The sequence below is a fragment of the Marinobacter bohaiensis genome, from assembly GCF_003258515.1.
GTDB lineage: Bacteria > Pseudomonadota > Gammaproteobacteria > Pseudomonadales > Oleiphilaceae > Marinobacter_A > Marinobacter_A bohaiensis.
Window position 1 is genome coordinate 321,728 of sequence record NZ_QGEH01000004.1, and the last position, 24,591, is coordinate 346,318.

The 24,591-nt window shown below is 60.5% G+C and carries 24 protein-coding genes; 4 read left to right on the forward strand and 20 right to left on the reverse strand.

All coding sequences use genetic code 11. The annotated features are described in order from the left end of the window. Nucleotides 1-9: 9 nt before the first annotated feature. The 7 genes from DKK67_RS18090 to DKK67_RS18120 form a co-directional block, all read right to left on the reverse strand. A complete protein-coding gene (locus tag DKK67_RS18090; RefSeq protein WP_111497906.1) occupies nucleotides 10-663 on the reverse strand; it encodes a 5-bromo-4-chloroindolyl phosphate hydrolysis family protein in 654 nt (217 codons plus the stop codon). Further along, nucleotides 663-1,556 (reverse strand): glycine betaine ABC transporter substrate-binding protein, encoded by an 894-nt coding sequence (locus tag DKK67_RS18095; protein ID WP_111497907.1) that lies wholly within the window; start codon nucleotides 1,554-1,556, stop codon nucleotides 663-665. Before DKK67_RS18095 ends, DKK67_RS18090 begins: the two co-directional genes overlap by 1 nt. Beyond that, nucleotides 1,549-2,367 carry a vWA domain-containing protein gene (locus DKK67_RS18100; protein WP_111497908.1) on the reverse strand — a complete coding sequence of 273 codons (819 nt, stop codon included), beginning with the start codon at nucleotides 2,365-2,367 and terminating at the stop codon, nucleotides 1,549-1,551. The genes DKK67_RS18095 and DKK67_RS18100 overlap by 8 nt, the downstream gene beginning before the upstream one ends. A gap of 11 nt (nucleotides 2,368-2,378) precedes the next feature. Next, nucleotides 2,379-4,106 (reverse strand): OmpA family protein, encoded by a 1,728-nt coding sequence (locus DKK67_RS18105; RefSeq protein WP_111497909.1) that lies wholly within the window; start codon nucleotides 4,104-4,106, stop codon nucleotides 2,379-2,381. Between the two features lie 26 nt (nucleotides 4,107-4,132). Further along, on the reverse strand, nucleotides 4,133-4,570 hold the full coding sequence (locus DKK67_RS18110) for an OmpA family protein (RefSeq protein ID WP_111497910.1): 438 nt from the start codon (nucleotides 4,568-4,570) through the stop codon (nucleotides 4,133-4,135). Between the two features lie 424 nt (nucleotides 4,571-4,994). Beyond that, nucleotides 4,995-5,423, reverse strand: a complete 429-nt coding sequence (locus DKK67_RS18115; RefSeq protein ID WP_228160700.1) for a DUF302 domain-containing protein — start codon at nucleotides 5,421-5,423, stop codon at nucleotides 4,995-4,997. Between the two features lie 172 nt (nucleotides 5,424-5,595). Then, complete coding sequence (locus DKK67_RS18120; RefSeq protein WP_204355869.1) at nucleotides 5,596-6,339, reverse strand: IclR family transcriptional regulator; 744 nt, start codon at nucleotides 6,337-6,339, stop codon at nucleotides 5,596-5,598. A gap of 108 nt (nucleotides 6,340-6,447) precedes the next feature. Here DKK67_RS18120 and DKK67_RS18125 point away from each other — a divergent pair, with 108 nt between their 5' ends. Next, the gene (locus DKK67_RS18125) at nucleotides 6,448-7,599 is read left to right on the forward strand and encodes an MFS transporter (RefSeq protein ID WP_204355870.1); all 1,152 of its coding nucleotides are present in this window, start codon (nucleotides 6,448-6,450) and stop codon (nucleotides 7,597-7,599) included. A 52-nt stretch (nucleotides 7,600-7,651) separates the two neighbouring features. Here the strand turns inward: DKK67_RS18125 and DKK67_RS18130 are convergent, their stop codons facing one another. From DKK67_RS18130 to DKK67_RS18140, 3 genes are all read right to left on the reverse strand, one after another. Further along, a complete protein-coding gene (locus tag DKK67_RS18130; RefSeq protein ID WP_111497912.1) occupies nucleotides 7,652-10,039 on the reverse strand; it encodes a membrane-bound PQQ-dependent dehydrogenase, glucose/quinate/shikimate family in 2,388 nt (795 codons plus the stop codon). Between the two features lie 274 nt (nucleotides 10,040-10,313). Beyond that, the gene (locus DKK67_RS18135; protein ID WP_111497913.1) at nucleotides 10,314-10,748 is read right to left on the reverse strand and encodes a GFA family protein; all 435 of its coding nucleotides are present in this window, start codon (nucleotides 10,746-10,748) and stop codon (nucleotides 10,314-10,316) included. An 82-nt stretch (nucleotides 10,749-10,830) separates the two neighbouring features. Further along, on the reverse strand, nucleotides 10,831-11,892 hold the full coding sequence (locus DKK67_RS18140; protein WP_111497914.1) for a linear amide C-N hydrolase: 1,062 nt from the start codon (nucleotides 11,890-11,892) through the stop codon (nucleotides 10,831-10,833). A gap of 239 nt (nucleotides 11,893-12,131) precedes the next feature. Between DKK67_RS18140 and DKK67_RS18145 the strand changes: the two genes are divergently transcribed. Continuing rightward, a complete protein-coding gene (locus tag DKK67_RS18145; RefSeq protein WP_111497915.1) occupies nucleotides 12,132-13,340 on the forward strand; it encodes an MFS transporter in 1,209 nt (402 codons plus the stop codon). Between the two features lie 72 nt (nucleotides 13,341-13,412). Here DKK67_RS18145 and DKK67_RS18150 read toward each other — a convergent pair whose 3' ends face one another. Beyond that, on the reverse strand, nucleotides 13,413-15,107 hold the full coding sequence (locus DKK67_RS18150) for a methyl-accepting chemotaxis protein (protein WP_111497916.1): 1,695 nt from the start codon (nucleotides 15,105-15,107) through the stop codon (nucleotides 13,413-13,415). 388 nt (nucleotides 15,108-15,495) lie between these two features. On the opposite strand from DKK67_RS18150, the gene DKK67_RS21965 reads away from it, so the two are divergent. Continuing rightward, nucleotides 15,496-16,005, forward strand: a complete 510-nt coding sequence (locus tag DKK67_RS21965; protein WP_322873919.1) for a helix-turn-helix transcriptional regulator — start codon at nucleotides 15,496-15,498, stop codon at nucleotides 16,003-16,005. Here DKK67_RS21965 and fabB read toward each other — a convergent pair. Then, a complete protein-coding gene (gene fabB / locus DKK67_RS18160; protein WP_111497917.1) occupies nucleotides 15,986-17,203 on the reverse strand; it encodes a beta-ketoacyl-ACP synthase I in 1,218 nt (405 codons plus the stop codon). The two genes, DKK67_RS21965 and fabB, sit on opposite strands and share 20 nt — an antisense overlap. A 9-nt stretch (nucleotides 17,204-17,212) precedes the next feature. Continuing rightward, nucleotides 17,213-17,725 (reverse strand): bifunctional 3-hydroxydecanoyl-ACP dehydratase/trans-2-decenoyl-ACP isomerase, encoded by a 513-nt coding sequence (gene fabA, locus DKK67_RS18165; RefSeq protein ID WP_111497918.1) that lies wholly within the window; start codon nucleotides 17,723-17,725, stop codon nucleotides 17,213-17,215. Between the two features lie 475 nt (nucleotides 17,726-18,200). Here fabA and DKK67_RS18170 point away from each other — a divergent pair, with 475 nt between their 5' ends. Continuing rightward, nucleotides 18,201-19,067: a porin family protein gene (locus tag DKK67_RS18170; RefSeq protein WP_162628874.1), complete on the forward strand. Its 867-nt coding sequence runs from the start codon at nucleotides 18,201-18,203 to the stop codon at nucleotides 19,065-19,067. Nucleotides 19,068-19,153: 86 nt separating this feature from the next. Here the strand turns inward: DKK67_RS18170 and DKK67_RS18175 are convergent, their stop codons facing one another. From DKK67_RS18175 to DKK67_RS18200, 7 genes are all read right to left on the reverse strand, one after another. After that, nucleotides 19,154-19,513, reverse strand: coding sequence for a hypothetical protein (locus DKK67_RS18175; RefSeq protein ID WP_162628875.1), 360 nt, complete (start codon nucleotides 19,511-19,513; stop codon nucleotides 19,154-19,156). 74 nt (nucleotides 19,514-19,587) lie between these two features. Continuing rightward, nucleotides 19,588-19,968 (reverse strand): hypothetical protein, encoded by a 381-nt coding sequence (locus DKK67_RS18180; protein ID WP_111497921.1) that lies wholly within the window; start codon nucleotides 19,966-19,968, stop codon nucleotides 19,588-19,590. A gap of 4 nt (nucleotides 19,969-19,972) precedes the next feature. Next, entirely contained in the window at nucleotides 19,973-21,511 is a 1,539-nt protein-coding gene (locus DKK67_RS21875; RefSeq protein WP_228160701.1) for a hypothetical protein, read from the reverse strand. A gap of 239 nt (nucleotides 21,512-21,750) precedes the next feature. Continuing rightward, nucleotides 21,751-22,140, reverse strand: a complete 390-nt coding sequence (locus DKK67_RS21660; RefSeq protein ID WP_162628876.1) for a hypothetical protein — start codon at nucleotides 22,138-22,140, stop codon at nucleotides 21,751-21,753. 66 nt (nucleotides 22,141-22,206) lie between these two features. Next, nucleotides 22,207-22,566 (reverse strand): hypothetical protein, encoded by a 360-nt coding sequence (locus DKK67_RS18190; RefSeq protein WP_111497922.1) that lies wholly within the window; start codon nucleotides 22,564-22,566, stop codon nucleotides 22,207-22,209. Nucleotides 22,567-22,790: 224 nt separating this feature from the next. After that, nucleotides 22,791-23,750: a hypothetical protein gene (locus tag DKK67_RS18195; RefSeq protein WP_111497923.1), complete on the reverse strand. Its 960-nt coding sequence runs from the start codon at nucleotides 23,748-23,750 to the stop codon at nucleotides 22,791-22,793. A gap of 270 nt (nucleotides 23,751-24,020) precedes the next feature. Further along, a complete protein-coding gene (locus DKK67_RS18200) occupies nucleotides 24,021-24,446 on the reverse strand; it encodes a hypothetical protein (protein ID WP_111497924.1) in 426 nt (141 codons plus the stop codon). Nucleotides 24,447-24,591 lie beyond the last annotated feature (145 nt).

The window sequence follows — 24,591 nt, forward strand, 5'->3', positions numbered from 1 at the left end:
CTCCTTGAATTAGCCGAGTCCCTGGCGTTCCAGAGCTCCTTTGAGGACGTCCAGATCGACATCCACGTCCCGAATGTTGTTTTCGAGGTTGCTGTGATATTGCTGTTCGAACGAGTCGCGAATGTCGGTCAGTACCGCTTCGCTCTTGTCCACGATGTCGGCGATCACCTCGCTGTTGGCGCCCCGGTCCTTGCCCTTGATGTCGGCCAGCTTGCGCACGACATCGGCCGCCGACTCCAGGTGAACCTCAAAACGGGTCGATCGACTCAGGTCCGTGGGGTCTTCCTGCACGTTGGCGACAATGCGCCGGGCCCAGAGAGCGATGTCCTCGATCATCTCCCGCTGCGAGGGGACTTTCCGGGCCTGTTTCTCCAGCCGCCGGATATGCGCACCGGTCGCGGCGATGAAGCGTCCCATCTCCGCCGCCTGGGCGTCCGACAGGCCACCGGACGCCCGCAGGCGCTCCTGCAGCGTCATCTTCCGGGGAATCACCAGCATCAGCCCGACGAACATAAGACCGCCCACCAGTCCGGCGTAGACAAACGCGGGCGCGGGCAACGTGCCCAGGACGCCCACCCCGAGGACCGTCGCGGCGGACACGCCGCCCGCCAACAGCGACCGGCCGATCTCCGACAGGGCCAATCCGCTCTCCGGGTGCTTCATTACCGGTTTCCTGTCATCCAGTACTCAACCCGGTCCGGGTGGGCCTTGACCCAGGCGTAGATCGCCTCGCGATGGCTGGTCTTGCGGGCTTCGTTCATCAGGGCCTCCACTTCCGAAACGGACAGGTTCATGCGTTTGAAGAACCCGGCAATGTCCGGATGCGACTGTTCAAAGCCCTTGGTGACGACAGCGTGCACCGACTCACTGCCCCCGAACACGCCTTTCGGATCGTCCAGGTAGCGCAGATCGTACTGGGCCCATTTCCAGTGCGGACGCCAGGCCGTCGCGACGATCCAGCGATCCTTCCGGACCGCCTTGCCAATCTCCATGGCCATCTTGGGACCGGTGCCCGGAAGCAGGTCGTAGTCCAGGCCGTAGGCCTGCATCGCGTCCTCGGTCATGCCGGAAATACCGGCGTTGGGGCTGATGCCCTGGATCTTGCCATCGAGCTGCTCCCTGACCGCCGGCTTGGCAAGATCAGCAACGGATTTCAGTTCGGATTCCGGCACGTAGGCGGGCACCGCCAGCCCCAGGTTGGCGCCTTCGTAGATCGGGCCCAGATCGTCCAGGCGGTCGCCGTACTTCTCGAGGTACTTCTTGTGGGTCAGCGGCTGCCAGGACATCAGCATGGCGTCCAGGTCGCCGTCGGCCACCCCGCGATACTGCACGGAAATATCGGCCAGGGTGAGCTCGACGTCTTTCTTCATCCCCTGCTGGAGCACGATGGCGGCCATCTTGGAGACGATCTCCGCATCGCCCCAGGTGGTCCAGCCAATGATGACGTCAGGACGATTGCCGGCGGCCTGGGCCGGTAGCACCACCGAGGTGGCCATAAGCAGGGCCGCGGCGATCATGCGTACCGGGCGCTTGAATAGTTTCGATGTCTTATTCATCGCTGTTGAACTCCTGGATCGGTTTGAAATCGGTGGACTCAGCCAGCACCTGGTTCAGTCCGGCACGCAGCTCTTCCGGGTTCCGGGCACTCTGGTACTGCGTCAGGCCCGGCTGGTTCAGTGCTGAATCGCGGATGCAGAAACCGATCGTGTTGATCTCGATGGGGTTGGCGGCGTTGGCGAAAATGCGGTCCAGGGGCGCTTGCGGATCCTGCCCCGGATCGTGCTGACCGTCGGTAATCACGGTCATCCGGTAGCGGCCGTATCCCTGCTGGTAAACCGCCTGTTCGCTCAGGGAGTTGCTGGCCAGTGACACGGCTTCCGCCAGTGGCGTGCCGCCGGACGGGAAGGCGTCGCTGATCAGGTCAACGAAGGCGTCCCGATTGTCGCGGCCCAGCGGAAGCCGCACGCTGGTTCCGGACGCGTCGAAGACGATCAGGCCCAGGTTGGCCTCCTTGTCCACGGACTGGACCCAGTCCCGCAGCACGGACTTGGCCGCCTCCGATTTGGTCCGGAAGTTACCGGCACAGCCACTACCGCCCATGGACCCACTCATATCCAGAACCACCATGATGTTCTCGCGCGTCGGCACGGGATCCATCAAGTCGGTGTCGGCGGCTTCCTTCCCCGGCCAGGATGCGGCTTTCACGGCCGCAATGCTGTAATCGGCCGACTCCGCCGGAGCCTCTTTTGGCGCGGTCTCAGCGACATCGGCCTCGGCGACATCGCTCTCAGCCTCGCCACAGCCGGTCAGCACCAGGGCGGACGCCATCGCCAGCGCGGCAAGGCGGGGTTTGCGAAATACGGTCATGATTCCCCTCCTTACCAGGCGTTGATGGGCGTGAATGTGCTGGCCTCGGCTTCCACGTTGACGATCCGGAACGTCACACGCATGTTCGACAACCACTCGGCTTCGGTTTTCGGAGCGCAGGGATCCCCGGAGCACATGCCCGTCTTGGGCTCGGTAATGCCGTGGCCGAGGGTGACGAACTGGCTCTCGTCCATGGTCTGGCCGCGGTCCTCGGCGTACTTCAGCACCACGTCCCGCACTTCGATGGCCCGGCTCATCGACAGATTCCGGGCGGATTGCCGGATTGAACGCAGCGTGCTGGCGTTCGCGCCGTTGTGCTTTTTCTTCAGGTAGTTCAGTGGGTCGGAATGGCCTTCGACGGTGATCACAGCGCCGCCATAGGTCGCGGCCAGTTCCAGGACCTGATCAAACTTGGCCGCGTACTGCTTCGGGCTGAACGCGGTCTGGTTGGGCTTGAAGTTGATGTCGAATTCCATCAGGGCGTTCTTTTCCAGACTGCCCGACTCGTCCATGCTGGCAACGACAGAAGACGCCTTGTTGTTGTCAAAGCCCGGCAGTGAGGCGCGGCGCTGATCGAAGACGCCACCGGCGAAGTCGCCGTAGTTCCAGTCGGCGGTCTCCATCGCGTAGGCGGACGACAGCATGCCGGTGGCCACCAGGCCACTCTGGATTTCATCATTGATCGACTTCCAGGAACGCGGCTTGGCGGGGGTCGCCCAGTCGACGTTCCCCTGCATACCGACGGTTTCCACGTCCCGCCACATCTGCTGCGCTTCGTCTTCGGCGCCGGGATCACCCAGCAGGTAATCGCCCACGGCTTCCCAGTCGACCACCTGTTTGACCACGTTCTCGCGCAGCTTTTCCTCGGCGCTGAACAACGCCTTGGTCAGGTTCTTGATCTGGTCCCGGTGATTGCGCAGGTAGTCGGCCCGCACCACGTAGACTTCGGAGATCAGACGGTTGGCCGACTTGGTGGACAGCATCGTGCGTGCGCCTTTGACGGAGCCTTCGGCCCCGGTGCCGACTTTGCCGCCGCTGGTCAGGATGCGGGCGTCCGAGGAGGTCACGAACGCGGCATCGATGGCGTCGTCCTCTTCAAAGGCCCGCCCCGGCGTGCCCTCGCCGAAGCCCATCAGGTTTTCGGTATAGAGGATCGTGGGCTCTTGCCAGGTCTGGCCGGCCTCTTGCGCGGCCTTCTTGCCGTCAGAGAGAATGCGCGCCAGATAGGACACGTGCGGACCATAGGCCTGGATGACGATGGTCTTGCCGGAGAGATCCTGGGCGCTGTTGATGCCGGGCCGGACCACGATGGCGTCAGCCCCGTTGGAGAAACCATGCTGGTAGAACGCGACCTGTTGGGTCCGGTCGTCCCCCTCGGTCAGGTCGGCGACGGCGTTCAGCATGCCCTGGGTGCCGCGCATGATCGGCGTTTCACAGCTCAGGTAGTCTTCCAGCTGATCGCGAATGTCGTTCTCAAGCTCAAGTTTGACGTTCAGGTCATTGCGACCAAACTCGCCGCCCTGGTTCGGTTCCAACTGGTAGTCGTTGGCAAACAGCGTCACCGTATCCACCCCGGTGGTCCGGATCGGCAGGATAAGCGGATCGACGGACCGGCAATCCTGGACGGCAGGGTCCATAACATCCGATAGGGGCTTGCCGTCTATAAAATCCTCGGCCAAAGCCGTCGAGCCGGCCGACCAGGCCAGCGTGGCCATCAGGGCCATGCGAGTCATTCGCATAAAACAGTCCTTTAGTGAGATTGGGTTTACGGGTTGATCAGAATGTCGGCACGGGCCAGCCGGCGCTGATAGGCGCGATCACTCTCGCCCTCTTTCCTCTCCAGGGCTTCGGTGCCGCCAAGGCCGACGGTATCGATGCGCTCCGGCTCGATACCTTTGTCCTCCAGTCGGGATTTGATGAATTCGGCGCGCCGCTCCGACAGGGCCAGGTTAGCCTGCTCGTCGCCTCGCGAACCGGTGTAGCCGGTCACGAGAATGCCGGCCTCCGGCCGGGCCAGACTTTCCCTGACGGCTTTGGCAATGATCATCGCGGCGTCGTCGTCCAGGTCGGTGCCGCGATCGAACAGCACCGTGAGGGAGACCGGCTGCTCCAGCGCCCCCTGCGAATTCAGGAAAGGAATCAGCGCCACGGCAATGATGACCAGCAGCGCGCCGGCGGATCGGGACATCCAGGTTCGGTTCATAGTTTCCTCATCGGGACTCGCTGGCACAGCTTAACGGCCCTGTCCGGTGGGCCTGACCAACTCGTCCGTTGTGTCGCTCAGTGAAGACCGGACGAAATAGGGAGACCGCCAAAGCGGGTGCCGGAGGGACTCGCAGACTTCAGCGATTGATCCGATGGCAACGTGATGCGGGATAAACCGGAAGGGTGGAGCGACCGGCGAAGGGGAGCGTCGTCAAACGACAGTATCGCGCCGGCGCGCGCAGAAACACCTGACGTCAGGGCATTGGTCGGCATGATTTCAATCCTTGAAGAGATAATACGTTCGATTCCCTATCGGATGCCGAGTCTATCGGCCCAACGCTGCTTTGTGTAGCCCTGAACGCCGGGTTTGCGGGATGGGTGGGATTTCACGCGTTCAGCGGGCGGCCCCGCTCAGCTCGCACCTACTCCACTGCCGCTCCCACCAATGCCCCCAGCGCCTTCTCGATCTTGCCGATGACCTCGTCGCAGCCCTCGATGTCGTGGCGCTCTTTCAGGTACTGCGGATCGTTGTAGCCGACCCACACCTGGCCCTCGGCGTCTTGCCAGATTAATGCTTTCTGGGGCAGATCGATGGCGACGGATTGGGTGCACTGCATCAGGGGCGTGCCGACGTTGGGGTTGCCGAAGATGACCACCTCGGTGGGCCGCAGGTCGAGGCCGGCTTCGCGGGCGCCCAGGGCGTGGTCGATGCGGGTGAACACGGTCATGCCCTTGGCGTCGAGCGCGTCTTCCAGGTTGTCGGCGGTGGTCTCGACGCTGTGAGGGCTCTGGACGGTGATGAGGCCGTCGGCGGCGGAGGCGTGAGCAGAAAAGATCTGCAAAGTGGCCATGAGCGGGACAAGTGAAAAGAGAGTGAAGCGCATAGCGGTCAACTCCGGTCAAGAATGACGTCATACCGAGGCGCACCACCGACCGGGATATCGTTAAGCCGGTACAGCCCCGTCCGGCAAGTGTAGCCGTTGCAGAGCGATCGGCCAGCTTGCGCCGCCCGGCCAAGCACCATCAACGCGGTGCCAATCGCGCCTCAATCTCCGCCTTGCACTTAACCAGCTCTGCCTTGAGGTAGCCGCCCCCCTCGTCGAATCGTGTCCTCGGCACCGCAAGCGACAAAGCGTAGTGCTCCGCCCCACCGCATTTCAGGGTCACGCCCAGGCCGCAGACACCGTTGGCGTGCTCCTCGCAGTCGTAGGCGACCCCCTCGCTACGGATATTGTCGAGCGTCGCCCGAATCGCCTCATGATCCGTTAATGTGTTGGCCGTGCGGCGCTCTAGCGGTCTTTCAGCAAGTACCGATGCACAGTCGTCGACCGCCATTTCCGCCAGCAGCGCTTTACCGTGGGCTGTGCAATGTAATGGGAAGGCGGTTCCCACCGCTGAAATCACGCGCAGTTCCTGATCCGATCCGTACTGGGCCACCAGGATGGCATGGCCGTCGCGGTAGACGCTCAGGTCCACCGTTTCACGGGTTCGCCGTCCCAACACTTCCATCGCCGGGCGTGCAATGTCGGCCACATCCACATGAGCGGCAGCGGCCAACCGTGCCAGAGCCGGTCCGAGCCGAATGCCATTCGTTGTCGTGATCACCAGTTGCTGCCCTTCCAGCGATGCCACCAGACGGTGGACCGTAGTGCGCGGCAAACCGGTCTGTTTGGCGATTTCACCCAGGCTCATGCCGTGGGCCTGCGTTTCCAACGCCTTCAGTACGGCCGCGGCCCGCGCCACCACCTGTTTTCCGTTTTCACTCAAAAGAACTTCCTTAAGACGGGTTCCAACCTATTGACAGGATACCGGCTCAGCCACAACATAGCACTATCCATTATACGGAACACCAATCCATTATTCGGACGAACTGGTATGAACAAGCACCCTGAAATCTCACCGATGGGCGGGCTGACACTGCTGTTTGTTGCCTGTCTGACCATCATGGTCGGCTGCGTGATCCTGCCTGGATTGCCAGCCATTGCCAGGCAGCTGGGTGTTGAGGATGCCGCCAGTTGGCTGGTAACCACACCATCGCTGGGCGTGGTCCTGTTTGGCGTTTTTGCCGGGCAGTTGATCCAGAAAGTGGGGCTCTATCGCGCTCTGTGCGGTGGACTCTTCGCCTACGGCCTACTGGGCGCGGCAGGTGGCCTGCTGACAGGCCCGGTCGCGATCTTCACGGATCGCCTGCTGCTGGGCGGCGCCACGGCGGTGGTGATGGCGTCCGGCACCGGGCTGATCTCGGCGTTCTACAGCGGCCGCAAGCGGCTGAACATGATTGCCCGACAAGGCATGAGCATTGAACTTGGAGGCGTGATTTTCCTGAGCCTCGGCGGCGTCCTGGCCGGACTCGCCTGGTTCTGGCCGTTTGCCCTGTACCTGATTGCCTGGCTGATGCTGGGCATGGTGTGGCTGTTCGTGCCCCAGCCACCCGAGCACGCCGACGAAGGCAACTCCCCCAACGCACCGCTGGATGGCGCCATCAAACGCGTCTTTTTTGCCGCGGCGGGCTCGATGATCGCTTTCTTTATCGGCGTGATCGTACTGCCCTACCGGCTGCACGATCTGGGACTGAACGAGTCCCAGACCGGCTACTTCCTGTCGTTCGTCTCGCTGGTCGCCGTGGGTGCGGCCGGCGCGATGCCCAAAGTCGTTCGCCGGGTTGGCGAGTACAACACCCTGCTCACCGCTTTTATCAGCTACGGTTTGGCGCATTTACTGTTTTCGCAAACCGGCAGCGTGCCGGTCATGATCGTCGGCGGCCTGTTGCTCGGTGGCGGGTTTGGGCTGTCAGTGCCGCTGGTGAATCACATGACGGTCGAGCAAAGCCATCCATCGGTGCGCGGGCGCAACCTGGCCTACCTGTCCATTGCCCTGTTCAGCGGACAGTTCCTGTCGGCGTTCTCGGAGCTGATTCCCGGGAGCTCTCAGCACGTGTTTCTGACTGCGGCGGCGTTTGCCATCGTGTATGGCGCTCTGCTTTGGTCGACCCACCGGCGACGCCGGCTGGTTGTGGAACAGGGATAAAAAAGCCGCACCCATGGGTGCGGCTCTCGGCTCTACGGCGAGTGTCTCGCCGTTACTTCCTGTCGGCTCCGTCAGGCAGGGCGTAGGCGATCACGTAGTCACCGCGATCCGGGGACTGGCGGGCGCCTCCGGCGGTAACGACGATGTACTGCTTGCCCGTTTCCGGCGAGACGTAGCTCATCGGGCCGCCCTGGCTGCCGACCGGCAGGCGCTGTTTCCACACCTCTTTGCCGGTGGCGCTGTCGAAGGCGCGCAGGTAGTAGTCCTGGGTGCCGGCGAAGAACACCATGCCGGACTCGGTCGCCAGGCTGGGCCCCAGCGTCGGCAGCCCGACTTCCACCGGCAGGTGCATCTTGATGCCCAGCGGGCCGGTGTCCTCGACCGTGCCCACCGGCACCTGCCAGGCGATCTTGCGCTGCTTCAGGTCGATGGCGGTCATGGTGCCGAACGGCGGCTCCTGACAAGGCACGCCCATCGGCGACATGAAGCGGTTCCGCAGGGAGCCATACGGCGTTCCGGTCTGGGAGGCGGCGCCCATTTCCACACCGCCACCTTCCTGGCTCTCCATCGTGTCGCGCGGCAGCAATTTGGTCCACAGCCCCAGGCGCATGTCGTTGACGAACAGGTAGCCGCTGTTCGGATCGATGGAGGCGCTGCCCCAGTTCATGCCGCCCAGCGAGCCGGGCCATTGCAGGGAAAGGTCTTCGCCCGGCGGGGTAAACAGGCCGTCGTAGCGCATCTGTTTGAAGGCGATGCGGCACATCATCTGGTCGAACGGCGTGGCGCCCCACATGTCCGCTTCAGTCAGGGTCTGGGTGCCGATGGACGGCAGACCGGTAGACAGCGGCTGGGTGGCGGCGTAGTGCTCGCCGTCGGCGTTGCCCTGGGGCGCCGGACGTTCCTCTACGCGGGCGATGGGCTTGCCGGTTTCGCGGTTGAGCATGAAGACCTGCCCGGCCTTGGTGATCTGGATCAGCGCGGGGATGGTGCCGCCCTGGCCGTCTGGCAGATCGTAGAGCGTCGGCTGCGCCGGCAGATCGTAGTCCCACAGGTCATGGTGTACGGTCTGGAACACCCAGCGTTCGGCGCCGGTCTTGCGGTCCAGGGCGACAACGGCGGAACTGTACTTGTTGTCCCGCTCCGAACGCTGGCCACCCCAGGCATCCGGCGTGGTGTTGCCGGTGGGCAGGTACACCATGTCCAGCTCGGGATCATAAGCCATGGAGGTCCACACATTCGGCGTGGCGCGGGTGTAGGGTTCGTCCGTTTCCGCGTTGGGATCGGTACGGCCCAGGTCCCAGGACCAGACTTTCTCGCCGGTCACCACGTTGAACGCCCGCACCACACCGCTGGGCTCGCCCACTTCGATGTTGTCGGCCACGCGACCGCCGACGATGATCATGTCATCCGCCACCAGCGGCGCGGCGGTCAGGGTGTAGAAACCGGGTTTCACCTCGCCCATGCCCTGGGTCAGGTCCACGGTGCCGGCCTCACCAAAGCCCTCGCACAGCTCGCCGGACTCGGCGTCCAGCGCGATCAGGCGGGCGTCGATGGTGGTCATGAAGATGCGACGCTGGCACGCGGCCGGAGATGCGGGTTCGTTCTCCGCCGTCGCCGACGGGGCCGGCTGCTCGTAATAACCCAATCCGCGACAGCGCTGCCAGTTGGGTGCTGTCGCTTCGGAATCGTAGGACCAGCGCTTCTCGCCGGTATCCGCATCCAGCGCAAACACCTGGTTGTGCGGCGTGCAGACGTAGACGGTGTCGCCGATCTGCAGCGGTGTGGCCTGGTCCTCGGCGCCGAAGCCGTCGCTCTCGGGGACGTCGCCGGTGCGGTAGGTCCAGGCGACTTCCAGATCCTTCACGTTGGCCCTGGTGATCTGATCGAGGGCGGCGAAGCGGGTGCCCTCGGTGGTGTTGCCCCAGGCTTTCCAGTCGCCGTCCGGCTCGCCCTGGGCGGACGGCGCCACATCCGGCGCACCGGAAGCCACGACTTCCGGCTTAACCTGGAACATGTGCACAAAGCCGGCCACCAGGGCCACGGCCAATACGGCGGCCACCCCGAAGGCACCGCGGCCGGCGCGGCCCCCGCTGGCCCGTACCAGTGCCGGATAACACAGGGCGATCACCACGGCCATCACGCCGAACATGAACAGGCGCGACACCAGCGGCCAGAAGTCCAGCCCCGCATCGAACAGGGCCCAGACGATGGTAAGAACGAAGGCGGCTCCAAACAGCCAGGCGCCCGCCGGACGCTTGCGGGCGATCAGCACGCCGGCGGCGGTCGTGGCCAGCCCCATCAGGGCAAAGTACCAGCTGCCCCCGAGCGTAATGAGATAGACGCCGCCCACCAGCAGGGCGATGCCGACGAGCGCTGATAAAGCGCCAACCAGGGACAGGAACCAGCGGCCCCCGCCTGACGCATCGGATTGTGAGGTCATTGAATGCACTTCCTGTTGATCGACAGACAACAGCGCCGTGGAATACGGAAGGGACCGCAACACGGGCGCTGCTCAGGTTAGATTAGTAAGCTCATGATTGATGAAGAGGGTAAGACGGGGCAATACGTAAAGGCTGACAAATCAATGACTTTTCGCGCCACTCATATGCCGGTTTTGCTATTCGAAACAGACAGCGGCCAGCACTCGGCGCCCCTGGCGCACTGGCCGCGTCACCCAAGGTGGCCGCTCGGGACACGAACGTCCGGAAAAAGGCTTACTCAGGCAGCGTTTCGCCGGAACCGCCCATCTCCGCCGGGACATCCTTCATCTTCGTCAGACCGTCCTTGATCGGCAGGACCGTCTCCTGGTAATGCACGTGGATGGCGGGCCTGAACGGGAAATCCGGGATCACCGCGGCGTAGACGTCCGTCAGTCCCATGGCGGGATGATCGGTAAAGACGTGGCCGCCACAGGTCTTGCACCACTTCCGATAGCTCGCCGACGTCTTGTTATAGGTTGCGACGTTGTCGGCGCCCCGGGTCACTTCAACCGCGTCCGGTTTCCACAGCGTAAACGCATTGACCGGACCGGCTGACCAGCGTCGGCAGGACTCGCAATGACAGTAGCCCATCGCGTCCGGCTCCCCCTTCACCGTGAATTGAACGTCTCCGCAGAAACAGCTCCCCCTGTAGGTAGGCTGGTCGCTCATAATGACCTCCCCGATGGCTGGACGCGCCGCCCTGATTATCGATCAATTCTCGACCACCTTACGCCTTCGATGGCCTTCAACGCTACTCCGCCGCCATGAACTCGAACGGCGCGGCCGGCTCGAATTCCCCGGACACATCACCGGCGAACAGGTGCTGCTGGCGCGGCCCGAGATCGAGTTTGCGCACGCCGGCGGCGTTCGAGAAATCCACTTTCTTCAGGTCCACCCAGAACAGATTGGGCGAGACCACGGACTCGAAGTAATAGAGCATGTCCTTGTGGTCGGCCACCACGCGCCACCGGGTGGTGGAGAGGTTGGGCTGGTCGTCGATGCTGACGCCGTAGGGCGCGGACACGTTGCGCATGACGCTGAACACCGAGGCGGCGGCCATGCGCTGATCGTCATGCTTCTCCACCGCGTTGATCAGGAAGCTGGCGCGGGCAAAGCGGTCCTCGGGCCGGCTGCTGCCGGGCAGGAAGCTCAACCCGTCCACTTTCGACCAGTACTTGGTGATCGCCAACTGGTCGTCGAACACTGGCTCGTTGGTCATCACCTGATACTGCCGGCCGTGGTGGATGCGCATCTCACCGTCAATCCACTCGACAATGGCGCTGTCGCCCGACTTGTCCGACAGCGACAGGTGAATGTTCGCCAGACGCCCCGGCTGGCCGGGCACCTCGCCGGTGACCACGTCGATGGGGTTATCCCGCAGGTACGACACCGCCTCGCCCACCGATCCGAACCGGTCGAGCACGAACTGGGCCCAGAGCGACAGGGACAGGCGCGGGGTCTCGCCATCGTCCTCCGGGTACTCGGAATCGGTCAGCCACAGCGCGTTGACCATCAGGCCCGCCTCGTTGAGTCCGTCGGCCGTCGCCACCTCATAGCCGGTGACGATCACGCTGCCGTACCTGGACGTCCATTCCACCGACCGCGGCCCGGCGCGCCCTGCCCGCTCGATGCCGCGCGGCAGGATCCACAGGTTGCCTTCCCACTCCTGGCGCCAGTCCATGCTGCGGCCCGTGAGAACCCGATCGTCAGGTCCCAGATAGACGGCGCGGGTGCAGGCATAGGCCGTGGCGGCGGTGAACAGCGCTGAGACGAGACAACACAACAGGGCAAGCGAGCGTTTGGAGAGCGTCATGGTCAATCCTTTTCCATTGCGATCAGGGAGAGCGCTCAACACGTCCGGCGTGTCCTTAGCCGGTGGGGCCCGAACGCTGTTGAGCGGCTGCCTTCAAGCGTAGACCGGATGTCGGGCGCTGGCCCACCATGACATGACGTCCGCCAACAATGAGTTCGCCAATGCGTCGTAAGCATTTATCTTGACGCAAAGATATATTGCCGGGTAGCCTGCGTCTTCCAGAGGTAAGGAGACCGCCCATGCCAGCCCTTCAAGATCCGCCCGTTCGCCACAGCCGTCTGTTGATCTGGCTGGCCATTTTCCTGATCGGCCTGAACCTGCGCCCGATCATGGCGGCGATCGGGCCGGTCCTCGATACGCTCAAGCTCAACGTGGGGCTGACCGACGTCGGCGCCGGATTTCTGACCACACTGCCGGTGTTTGCGATGGGCCTGGTGGCCCTGTTCGGCGGCGTCCTGCAACGCTGGATAAGCCCCTGGAAAGGCGTGGGTCTGGCGGTGCTGGTGATCGCCCTGGCCAGCCTGATTCGCGGGTTTGGGCACAGTAACGAATGGCTCATCCTGACGGCCGCCGTGGGCGGCGTCGGCATTGCCGTGGTGCAGGCGCTGATGCCCGCGTACATCAAGAACCGGCTGGGCGAGCGCGCCGGCCAGGGCATGGCGCTGTTCACCACCGGTATCATGGCCGGATCGGCCGTCGCCGCCGGCACCGCCGCTCCGTTCGCCGAGTGGCTGGGGTGGCCGTTTGCCCTGTCGGTGTGGAGCGCGCTGGGGCTCATCGCCGCCGTAGTCTGGCGCCGCTCCACGCGCCACCTTGCCCCCTCTCCCGCGCCGCAGCGGTTTGCCCTGCCCGTACGCTCGCGCCGCGCCTGGTTCCTGCTGTTGTTTTTCGGCATCGGCACCTCGGCCTACACCCTGGTGTTGGCCTGGCTGCCGCCGTTCTACACGCAACTGGGTCACAGCCCCGCTTTCAGTGGCCTGCTGCTGGGCGTGCTGACGCTCATCGAAGTCGGCGCCGGCCTGTCGCTGTCCGTGGTCCTGCCGCGCTTTCCGGATCGCCGCCAGTTGCTGTTCACCGTACTCGCGCTCGGCGTCGCCGGATTCCTGGCCCTGATCGTCGCACCCAACGCGCTGGTCTGGCCGGCGATCGTGGCGCTGGGGCTGTCGATCGGCACGATGTTCCCGCTGGCGCTGATCGTCACTATGGAGCATCTCGACGACGAACGCGCAGCCGGCGCGCTGATGGGCTTCGTGCAGGGCGGCGGCTACATTCTGGCAAGCCTGATGCCGCTGGTGGCGGGCATGATCCGCCAGGAGACAGCGGACCTGACCAATGCCTGGCTGATCATGCTGGTGGGCACCGGCGTCCAGATGGCCATGGTGCCGTTTATCCTGCCGGGGGACCGGCTGGTGCCGGGAAGCTGGCGCCTGGCGCGAGCCGGGGCCTGACGCGAATGCGACGCCCACTTCACGCCCGCCGCACCGGCGCGAAGTGGGTCAATCGGGTTTAGGCGGGGTCGTTCAGACCTTGTAGCGGCTCACCTGCTCCGACATTTCCGCCGCCAACGCCTTCAGCCGCTGGGTGGTCTCGCCGGCGCGGCGGGTGCCCTGGGCGGTCTGTTCGGTGATCGTCACGATCTGGTGGACGTTCTGGTTGATGGTTTCCGACACGCTGGTCTGCTCTTCCGCCGCGCTGGCGATCTGCGTGTTCATGTCGGTGATGGTGCGCACCGCCGTACCGATCTTCTGCAGCGCCTCGCTCACCTGGCGGGTCTCCGCCACCGTCGCTTCGCTGCGTTCGCTGATGGAGCCGATCAGTTCCACCGCGTTTCCGGCGCCGGACTGGAGACGCTCAATGGTGCCCTGGATCTGCTGGGTGCTCTCCTGGGTGCGGCTGGCCAGCGTCCGCACTTCGTCCGCCACCACCGCAAAGCCGCGCCCGGCCTCACCGGCCCGGGCCGCCTCGATGGCCGCGTTCAACGCCAGCAGGTTGGTCTGGTCGGCGATCTCGCGGATCACTTCCAGCACCGTGTCGATGCTACGGGAATCCTCACCCAGCTTCTCGATCACCTGCACGCCCTGCTGCACCTGTTCGGACAGACCGCTGATCACGCCGGTGGCCTGATGCACCAGACCCTGCGCATCGCTGACTTCGGCGTGGGCATGATCCGCCGCGGTGGAGGCCTCGCTGGCGTTGCCGGCCACTTCCTGGGCGGCGGCGGTCATCTCGTTCATCGCCGTGGCGACCTGGTCGCTCTCCGAAGTCTGGCGCTCAACCCCCTGCTCCGCTTCGCTCATCACCTCGTTGAGTTCGTGGGTGGCGTCGTTCAGCGTGCGCGTGGAGGACAGCACCCGCTCCACCAGTTCGTGCACCTGATCGGCGAAACTGTTGAACGCCACAGCCAGTTGCCCCAGTTCGTGGTTGCCGTCCACCTCCAGCCGGCGGGTCAGGTCGCCGTCGCCGCTGGCGATGCCGTTCATGGCGGTCACCGCGTTCTTGAGCGGCTTGATGATGCTACGCACCACCACCAGCGCGAGCAGCACGATGATCACCAGCGCCACCACGGACGTGGTCACCGACCCGATCACCGCGTCGGCCAGGGACTCGTCCACGTCACTGGCCAGGGCCGCCTTCTGCTTCTCCAGGCCGTCGATCCAGAAGCCGGTGCCGATCAGCACATTCCACTCGGGCAGCATCTCCGCGTAGGCCAGCTTGGGTTCGGGGTCACCCGTCCCGGTGTTTTCCCACTCGTAGGACACGAAATCGCCGCCGGACCGGGCCGCCTTGACCAGCTCGCGCACCAGGTACTTGCCGTTGGGATCCTGGAAATCCCACAGGCTCTTGCCTTCCAGCGACGGATTCGCGCCGTGGGCCACGGTCATGCCGTCGGTATCGAACACAAAGAAATAGCCCATGCTGCCGGCGTCATCGAAACGCAGCTGACGCAGGATCGCCATGGCTTTCTCGCGCACCTCGGGGTCGTCCGCCGAACCGGGCTGATCATAAAGGTGGGCGATGGAGGACCGCGCCAGTTGCAGGTAGTTCTGCAACTCCTGGCGCTTGGTCGCCATCATGGCATCGGAAAAGCCGGAGACGGCCTCGTCGCCAATGCCCTGCGCCTGCTTGAGGTTGTAGGTGCTGAGCAGTGCGGTGAGCACAATCACCGGCACCAGGGCCAGCAAAAGAACGCGCGTCTGGATGGTCAGGTTCTTCATGGCAATCCTGTTTTGGGTCGCTCGTACAGCCGGGTTCGTCCTTAACGAGGCCTGGAACAGAGTGGATGTTGCGACGGGCTATCCTGCCTGCCCATACGGAGGGTAACGGCCGCGTTGGGGAAGGCTGTAGGGGGGAATTGTTTGGGTTTTGTTTCCGGAACCATCGACATCAGTCGTGCCACCGGAGGGTGGTCAGGTTCACCAGAGGCACAAGAGTACAAAGCCAGTCCTGGCGTGGCCTGCCCCACCCCGACCCCGTCTTTCGGCGAAACCGGACTTGACCCGGCGCAAGGTTCACGGAGACACTTTCAGCTAACACGTGTACGCTGAAATTCATTCACAGTCCGTTGAGCACTTTTGAGCACTTGCCCCAGGGGGACGGAACGTCATGAAGACCGACGCCTTTGCCAATCTGGTTGCCGCGATGATCGCCTATCTCCAGTCCGCGGGTATCAGCAGCAGCCTTTTGGCACGCTACACCGACACAACACCGGAACAGCTGGACAATCCGGCGAGGGCGCTGTCGCCCTCACAGCTACAAAGGCTCTGGCAACTGGTCCAATCGCGCGGGCTGCCGTCGCTGACCTTCAGCATCAAGGTCCGCCCGCTGATTGCCGAGGCGCTGGCACAGGGACCGGTGCGGGCCGAAACCATCGCGTCACGGCTATACATGAGCCGGCACACGCTCTACAAGAAGCTCCGGCTGGAAAACCTGACCTTTGGCCGCCTGCTCGACGATGTGCGGCGCGAACAGGCGATCACCCTGCTGAAGGATGCGGATCGCCCGCTGGTTGACGTGGCGGAACGGCTGGGCTTCTCTGAACCCAGCGCATTCTGCCGCGCGTTCAAGCGCTGGATGGGCCTGTCGCCGGGCGCCTTCAGGCAGACCATCGCCTGAACACCAGGGACGCGTTGGTACCGCCGAACCCAAAGCTGTTGCTCATCACCAGCGGCAACTCCCGGTCTGAGACAGCTTCCCGCACCAGCGGATAGCCCTCCGCCCGTGGGTCCAGGGCTTCTATGTTGGCCGACGGTGTCACGAAACCCTGTTGCTGCATCAGCAGGCTGTAAATGGCCTCGTGTACGCCGGCAGCGCCCAGTGCATGGCCGCTGAGGGGCTTGGTGGCCCCCAGCATGGGCATTTCCTCACCGAAGACCTCGCGAATAGCTTCCAGCTCCGTAATGTCGCCGGCCGGCGTGCTGGTACCGTGGGTGTTGATGTAGGCCACCGACTCATCGATACCGGCCAGGGCCTGCCGCATGCAGCGGACGGCGCCCTTCCCCGACGGCGCGACCATATCGGCGCCATCCGAGGTCGCCCCGAACCCGACGACTTCGCCCAGTATCGTCGCCCCGCGCGCCTCGGCGTGCTCCAGCGCCTCCAGCACCAGCACGCCGCCACCGCCGGAAATCACGAAACCGTCGCGCTCGGCGTCGTAGGTGCGGGATGCCCGCCCGGGCGTGTCGTTGTAGCGTGTCGAGAGCGCGCCCATGGCGTCGAACAGCAGGCTCAGGCTCCAGTGGATGTCCTCGCCACCGCCGGCGAACATCACATCCTGACGCCCCATGGCGATCAGGTCCCGCGCGTGGCCGATGCAGTGCGCACTGGTGGCACAGGCGGACGTGATGCCGTAGTTCACCCCGGTAATCCCGAACGCCGTCGCCAACGAGGCGTTGATCGAACTCCCCATGGTACGCGGCACGCGATAGGGGCCGACCCGACGCAGACCACGATCACGGTGCGTGTCGATGGCCGACATCAGCTCCACGGTGGAGGCGCCGCCGGTGCCCATGACCACACCGGTCTTTTCGTCCTGGATAGCGGCGGGCGACAGTTGTGCCTGCTCGATGGCTTCCGCCATGGCGAGGTAGGCGTAACCCGCGGCCGGGCACATGAAGCGCAGGTGGCGACGGTCGATCTCCTCGGCCAGATCCAGGTCGATCTGCCCGCACACCTGACTGCGCAGCCCGGCATCGCGCGCCTGCTCACTGAAGCCAATACCCGGCGTGACGCTTTTCAGGGAATCCAGAACCTGTTCCCGATTGCGCCCCAGGCTCGACACAATGCCCATTCCTGTCACGACAACCCGTCTCATGTCGGCCTCCTAGAATGCATCGGTGTTGGTGAACAGCCCGACCCGCAGGTCCCGGGCGGTGTAGATCTCCCGGCCATCCACGGACAGACTGCCGTCGGCGATGGCCATGGTCAGCTTGCGGCGGATGACGCGTTTGATATCCAGCCGGTAGGTCACCCGCTCGTTGTGGGGCAGCACCTGGCCGAAGAAACGGATCTCGCCGGCCCCCAACGCGCGGCCCTTGCCTTCGCCGCCGCTCCAGCCCAGGAAGAAACCGATCAACTGCCACAGGGCGTCCAGCCCCAGGCACCCGGGCATCACCGGGTCGTCGACAAAGTGGCAGCGGAAAAACCAGAGATCGGGCCGGATATCCAGCTCCGCCTCCAGACTGCCCTGCCCGTAAGCACCATCGTTGGCATCGATGTGCGTGATGCGATCAAGCATCAGCATCTGGTCAATCGGCAGACGCACCTTGCCGGGAAACAAACGGCCCTGACCGCAGGCCTCCAGGGCCTGACGATCAAATTGCTTGGCTTCGATCATGGAACACCTCCGCTTTGCGCCGACACCGGACCGGCGCACCATTGAATGAGGTCTTCCACACTAGCCAATGCCCAGCTCAAACCCGTTGACCCGTCGTTGACGATCCTTGACCGAAAGGGGGCTAAAAGGTGGTTAGTTTTTGGCTATTGGAGGCGTTGTTGGGTTGGGTGTTGGCTTGTGGTGACGGTCTGAGTGTTGGAGCGAACGCTTTATCCTGCGAAGGATGAATCCTGAAAGATGGTCCGGGATTCGTTGGCGACTACCGTTTTATAGAATCCGGCTATTCAGGAAGAACTGGGATTTTTCCGGTTTTCTTCCATACTACTTAAATAGTCGAACGAACCCGCCGCAGTATAGAAGCCAGGCTGAGCTGAGCAGCCTACTGGAAAGGCCTTAAAGACTGCAGTTCGCCCTCCAAGTCGCTCGGAAAAACGCCTGAACGAACGCTGATCCGGACATGGGGAGGAGGCTCACCATGAGATCACAACGGCGGATTTACGCTGGGGTGGTGGGATTGAAGGCTTCTCTTTATGCCCTCCTGTTTCTGCTCTGTTCCATGAGCCCGGCCAGCGTCCAAGCCCTCGGCGATGACACCTTCACCCTCAGCATCGGGGGCTCGATATCCCGGTTCGATTCGGACATCACCGTCAACGGTGAAACCCGGGACAACAACGCCAGTATCGATATCGAGAACGATCTCGGTCAGGAAGACGACGTCGACTTTGTCTCTGTCAGGGCGTTGTGGCGATTCGCCGAACGGCATCGCCTGAGCGTGGAATACAGTCCATTTTCCCGGGAAAGCAGCACCATCCTGGATCGCGATTTCGAGTTCGAGGATACCGTCATCAATACCGGCGCCGACGTGACGACGGATAGCCGTTTCTACATCTACGACGTCAACTACATCTACAGCCTGTATAAATCACAGAGCATGGAGGTCGGGGTTTCCGCGGGCGTCTATTGGGTGGATTTGGACTTCGATGTACAAGCCAGCGGCGTCATTAGCGACTCGGACGGGAACGCCGAATTCCAGAATAACTACAGGGATAGCGTCAGTAGCGACATGCCATTGCCCCTATTCGGCCTTTATTTCGATTATGAGTTCGCTCCCGGATGGCAGCTCCGCGCAGCCGGTCGGTATTTTGAAGCGGATATCGACGACTACGATGGCCGCATTACCAGCATGCTCGTCGGTGTCGAATACAACGTCTGGAAGCCTCTGTCCATCGGCGTTTCCGCAACGCATTTCGACCTGGATGTGGGCGCCGACAAGGACCGCTTCCGGGGTGAATTCGGCTGGCGCTACTCAGGAGGGCAGCTTTACTTGAAGGCTCAGTTTTGAGGGCCTCGGAGCTGGCGCTACCCCAGTGGGTGTAACTGGGGCTCGTTCAGGATACCTTGTCTCCTGTTCCTGTTTTTCTCTCAACATTAAACCAGAGAGCCAATCACCAGAAAGAGAACAGTAGACGCCAAAAACAGCGCCATAGGAATCGTTGCCCATCTCTTTAAAGCAACGGGCACATCCCCGTTTTCATCACCGAGTCGGGCGGATATGGTATTTCCGTATCGCGGGATTCGCCGATAAACGAAGAAGCCAAACACGTTGATCAGTCTGAGCCAGCGACCGATGGGGCCGCTTCCCCAAAACCGCCGGACATTGTCCAAGTGCTTGCCTTCAGTCGCGATCTGCTCCTCTAACTCCCTCACTTTGGGAAAAACAACAATTTGCAGAAACAGAAGTAGAACCAGGGAAAAAACCAAACAACCTACTGCAAAAAGGATCAGCAACCGATAGATGTCCTCATTCACCGTTTACTGCCACGAAAATCATTTCATTCACACCCCGCCCCGTTAGGAGCTTGTTATCGATAGGCGCCGATCTTCCAGCCGCAGATGACAACTATGATGGCCAACGTGTAGATAAGGCTCATGGGAACGATTGCCCACAGCCTTAGACTCAAAGGCACAGACTGAGCCTCATCTCCCAGCCGAGCAGCCATTCTTGTGCCCAATCCCGGAATCGCCTGCAATGCAAAAAAGCTGAACACGTGAAGAAGCCTCATCCAACGTCCTATGGGTCCTGCTCCCCAGAGCCGTCTCACGTGATCCAGATACTTTCCTTCGGTGGCGATATAACCTTCTATATTTTTTATTTTCTTGAAGCCTGCAGTGATCATAAAACAGATCAACAAAAGACCCGTGAGCAACGAGCCTGCCCCGACAAAAGCCAGCATCGTTGCCATGTTATTACTCATCGCTCGTGGCCTCGTAGATTACTTCTCCAAAACTTTCTCCAGCATTGCTCATTGCATACCCACCAGCCGCCGATCCGGCCCCGCCAACGATAACGACACAGGCAACGCCGCCAACCGGAGTCGTTGCAATACCAAGGACTCCACAAAGAACGGCAGACGATCCACCAATAGCCCCGCCAAACGCCCCTCCGGCGACTCTGCCGGTTTCCATATACGTAACCTTCTTGCACTCTTTCTCAGGATTCTCGGCAGTGCATGCTTCCTTGATTCTCATCGCCGCTACAGATGCATCCAGGCCGATTGCCAAATACCCGGTGTAGCGCATGTACTTTGCGCCCGTCGCCAATCGGTCATAGTAAGTAGCGTAACCGGGAATATCACCGACGCCAGCTTGCTTCCAGTTGTGGACCAGGCTCTTCGTTGACACTCCCAGAGCCTGTTTCAACTTGGGAGCATCATCCAGAGATAGACCTTTGCGAGCAACATTACCGAGGGAAAAATCGAGGCGCTTGAAAAGCTTCCGGCGCTCGTCAAAAAATTCAGAGCTATTTAGATGACCATGTTTCTTAAAAGATGCCTGGTGCAGGCTTTCCAAGCTTCGTAGCGTATTATTAATCTGATCGATCTGCCTTGAAATCATGACACTGCCCGCGCTCAAGCCGGTTGCTGTATTCGACGTCAATGCCTCCAACAAGTCGTAATAATCCACAATAAACTGCGCTTCGTCTTCACTCAGCGATCGGACCTGTTCGTTGACGCTACTGGCCACTGACATCAAATCCGCTTCTTCTCGCGTGCATTCCTGGCCATCGGGATCACCCAGGACAATCATCTCCCCGGGCAGCGCCTGATCCCCCAAGTCTGGATTCAACCGATCAAAGGACTCCGGCTTATTGCCGGCAGCACCGAACAACTTAGTGAGAAGGTCAACCTTACTCATCGGTTTTCGAACGACATGGAACCCTGGTTCTACGTCTTCCGGCCGACTGGAAGCCATTGCCTGTGAAGCTGGTACAGCGGCAATGGGGGCGACCTTCGCGCTCTCTCCAAGCGGTAAAGAAAGCTTTCGTTCTTTCAGCGATTCAGCAACTTGCTCGCTGTCGTCCGCCACCGATTTGGTCGAAGCGAAGCTCGCTCCGTTACTGCTTGCGGCACCTTTCTTAATATCTTCCGGAGTGAACTTTTGGGCGTTCAGATAATCCAGCGAGTAGCGCAACAGAAAGTCCACACCGGAATCGTTGGAACACCACTGACCGTTTTTGAACTCAAACAGCGGGAAAGACGGAAAACCTTCGATGTCGTTAACGACCAGAACGCGACCGTCGAGAACATCTTTCAGGACATCATCCTTAGTGTATTCCGGACGGCCCGAATGGCCATTGGATAAGCGGACTGGGCCGTGGTCGTAACTAAGATATAACCCCGACGCCGGATTCGATAACTTCCACTCAACTTGGGACTTTGCGGCAAAGGGTTTGACGATGTACGGCAGGTCGGACGGTCTTGCGTCCGAGGGGCGGATTAACTTCATGGTGACTTCCTGTCCCTGGTGAATCGCAATCACTCATCCTGAGTGATTGGCCAAAGGGTACCGAAATCACAGAAGCTGCGCCACGCGAGACAGCTACGGAGGGTTTGATTCGGACAGGCAATGTAGCGTTTTACCCACAAGGCGCGGGGGACGGGACCTGCTATATCGCCAGTGGCAAAACGCAAGATCCGCCCCCGGGTCTGCTTTCCTTCTATCTACCAATGAGCGCTTCGTTGCCGTTATGGCGCCGTAATGGCCAGTGCAGCTAAAGCCACTTTGACACACGCCGCCACGAAGCAGAGCAAAGAGCCAAACATAAATCCATGACTCCAATAACATATACATGGTTCAAACAAGGGCTTTCCGAAGATCTGGCATTTATTCCGGTCCTGCTCCCAAGCTAAAGAGCAGCGTCGACGCCAGAAATTGTGCATGACTGCAGTAACCAAGCCCACCTGAAAGCCCATGATTCCCCATACAACAGCTCGTACTAGGTCTCGATATTCTTCGATACCAAGAATTGATGGCAGGAAGGCGAGTAACGCAATGGCCCCGCCTCCATTGATCAGCAGGAGACCTTTAACGTTTTCTGTATCAATATTGCTGCGTATTTCGCGGCCCGAAGCCATGTTTGTTCCTATTGCCTAACGCCAGCGGCAGGGTAGCGACGCCTGGAGCGTACGTTGACCGAATTTTTAACCATTTTTCGGCATACTTCTGCCAATACCGAGGCCGCCAATGAATGATATGACACCGAATATTATCTTCTCAGCGAGCTGATCCTTGTCGAGGAAGAGTGCGGCAACTGCGATACCAAGAATAACGAACGCTACTGCAAAGAAATAGAAAAGCCCCCGATGTGCAATACCAGCCATAATCTCTGCTTGCTTGGTACCTTCTTTGGCAGCGATCTCTTGACTACGAGCGATGGGCTCTACAATACCCTCGAAAAATTTGCCCATAGCCTGAATCTCAACAGGCTCACCGTTATCCACGACTGTTGAATGTTGGGTGATTTCTTTGGACTGTTCTTCTTCTCTCTGATTCCAACTCATAACTTCTCTTGGTGGTTAACGAGGCTGTAGAAAAACCTTCGCCCCTTTTACGATGGCGCTCCTGCGTAAAATCTGGACGGATTCCCGTTGATGAATGCTTCAGATTTCAAGAATAGGCGCAATTTTTAGTTTGTTTTTTGACCAATCTCGTATCAAAAAATCTCCTGACCTTTTCCTATAGCCTCAACGCTTGGGGGGAGTCCAGGTTGCCGTGCAGTCGATTGTTAGCTCTTGTCCTTTCTGTCGATCATAAGAGAACTCGGAGCAAACGTCTCGCAAAAGACTTCTGCACCAAACTTGATCGCCAATGCGGCCGCACTAGCAGCGATCATTGCCACAGTAATGCTGGCGGAGTTAAATGCCGCCACTATGGCTCCGGCAATATACTTTTTATCGTAGACAACCGATAATCCTTGGCTCCATGCTTTGTAGAGATCACTATCAGGACTGCACACCGCTCTCCAGGCAACTCGCTTTAATGCAGAACTTGCACGCTTCCCAAGGGCTTCTTTGTTCTCCTCTGTTATTGGAGGTGGAAGCATTTTCCTGTCGGGACCTGGAAGCCGGAAAGTGTAGGCATCTCTGACATCCTTAAGTAAATCAACTGATCGTTGCGGAACGGCACGCCCCATTTCGAGATATATTTGGTTCTCGGATTTCGTCATCACAAGCTGAACTGACTGCTGATCAACTTCGGACAGATCAAGCTTCTCTGATGACTCTTCCTTCAAACCCACTAAGATGCTTTCCTCTTCGAGTCTCTCAATTAGGCGCTTGTGAAATTGCTCCCTTCTATCTGCAGACTTAATGTTGTTAATGTTCTTTACAGCTCTGACAATCATGTCCCGAGCCTTTTCCAAGTTGCCCTCTCGCAGATAGCAAATTGCCAAAAGAGAGGTGGCTTCAAGGTTTAGCCGTGTTCTGGAACTGCTTTTTTGTATCGTTCCCTCAAACCCCATCTTCGCGTACGTGAGGCTGCCGCCTTCCATTGCAGTCTCATAAAGCCAGTTTTTAGCTTGTAGAATGCGAGTTTCGTGACCTGTGGGCCGTAATAATTCTTGAATTTGGGCTGTTATCCTCTTGGCACGATTAAGATCAGCGGCTCCCACACACGACCTGAGCTGGGGCTCGAGTTTCGCCAGCCTTTCTTTCTGATTCTTTGATAGAGGTCGATTTTCATTCATAATCAAAGGTATCCACAAGAGGAGCTAACGAGGCTGTAGAAAAACCCTCGCCCCTTTTTATGATGGTGCTCCTACGTAAAATCTGGATGTATTTTCGATGTTGAGTGTTCCAGATTTTAAGAATAGGCGCTATTTTTAGCTCGTTTATTGATCAATTCCGGACCAGAAAAATTTTCTGACCTTTTCTACAGCCTCAACGCCGCTCAGCACGCGCGGCTACGAAATGGAGGCGAAGCCGCAATGTAGTAGACGTCGCCGTGGCTGGCATTGTTAGGGCTTTTGCTCGATCTCCCCCGGACCCAAAATCTCAAGCCCCCAGCAAAGTGCACCTAAATGCCAGAAGGTATTTACCCCCTCACTTGATGCGCCTGGCAAAAAAACACCGAGCCCAAGTACGCCGAAGCTAAGCAAACTAAAGCCTATAAAAAATTCAGCTGCTTCGTGGAGAGCTAGGATCATTTTAGCGCCGATATATGCGGGTGCTACAAACACCACGCCAAGAATAAAAGCTACCGTTTTTGACACAGCTACCACAGGATCAAAAGAACTAGAAGCCATGCTTTGAAGAAGATCTGCATCCGCTAAGACCCAAAGACCAAAATCAATGTAGACTGCCGCTGCAAAAAAGGGGATCGCCAAGATGCCCGACAGTCTGTTGAGACCAGCGATGTCTTGAGGTGTAAAGCTTTGAATCATGTTCCCGCCTTATTTCCCTAGACATTATGACTCCCCACAAAGGGGCTGCCCCCGCGCTCGAGGGTTAGCCGAAGCCAGAGCCATAATTTACGTGTTCACATGCGTAAAATCGGGGGGCAGCACCATGAAAAAACATAGCACACGC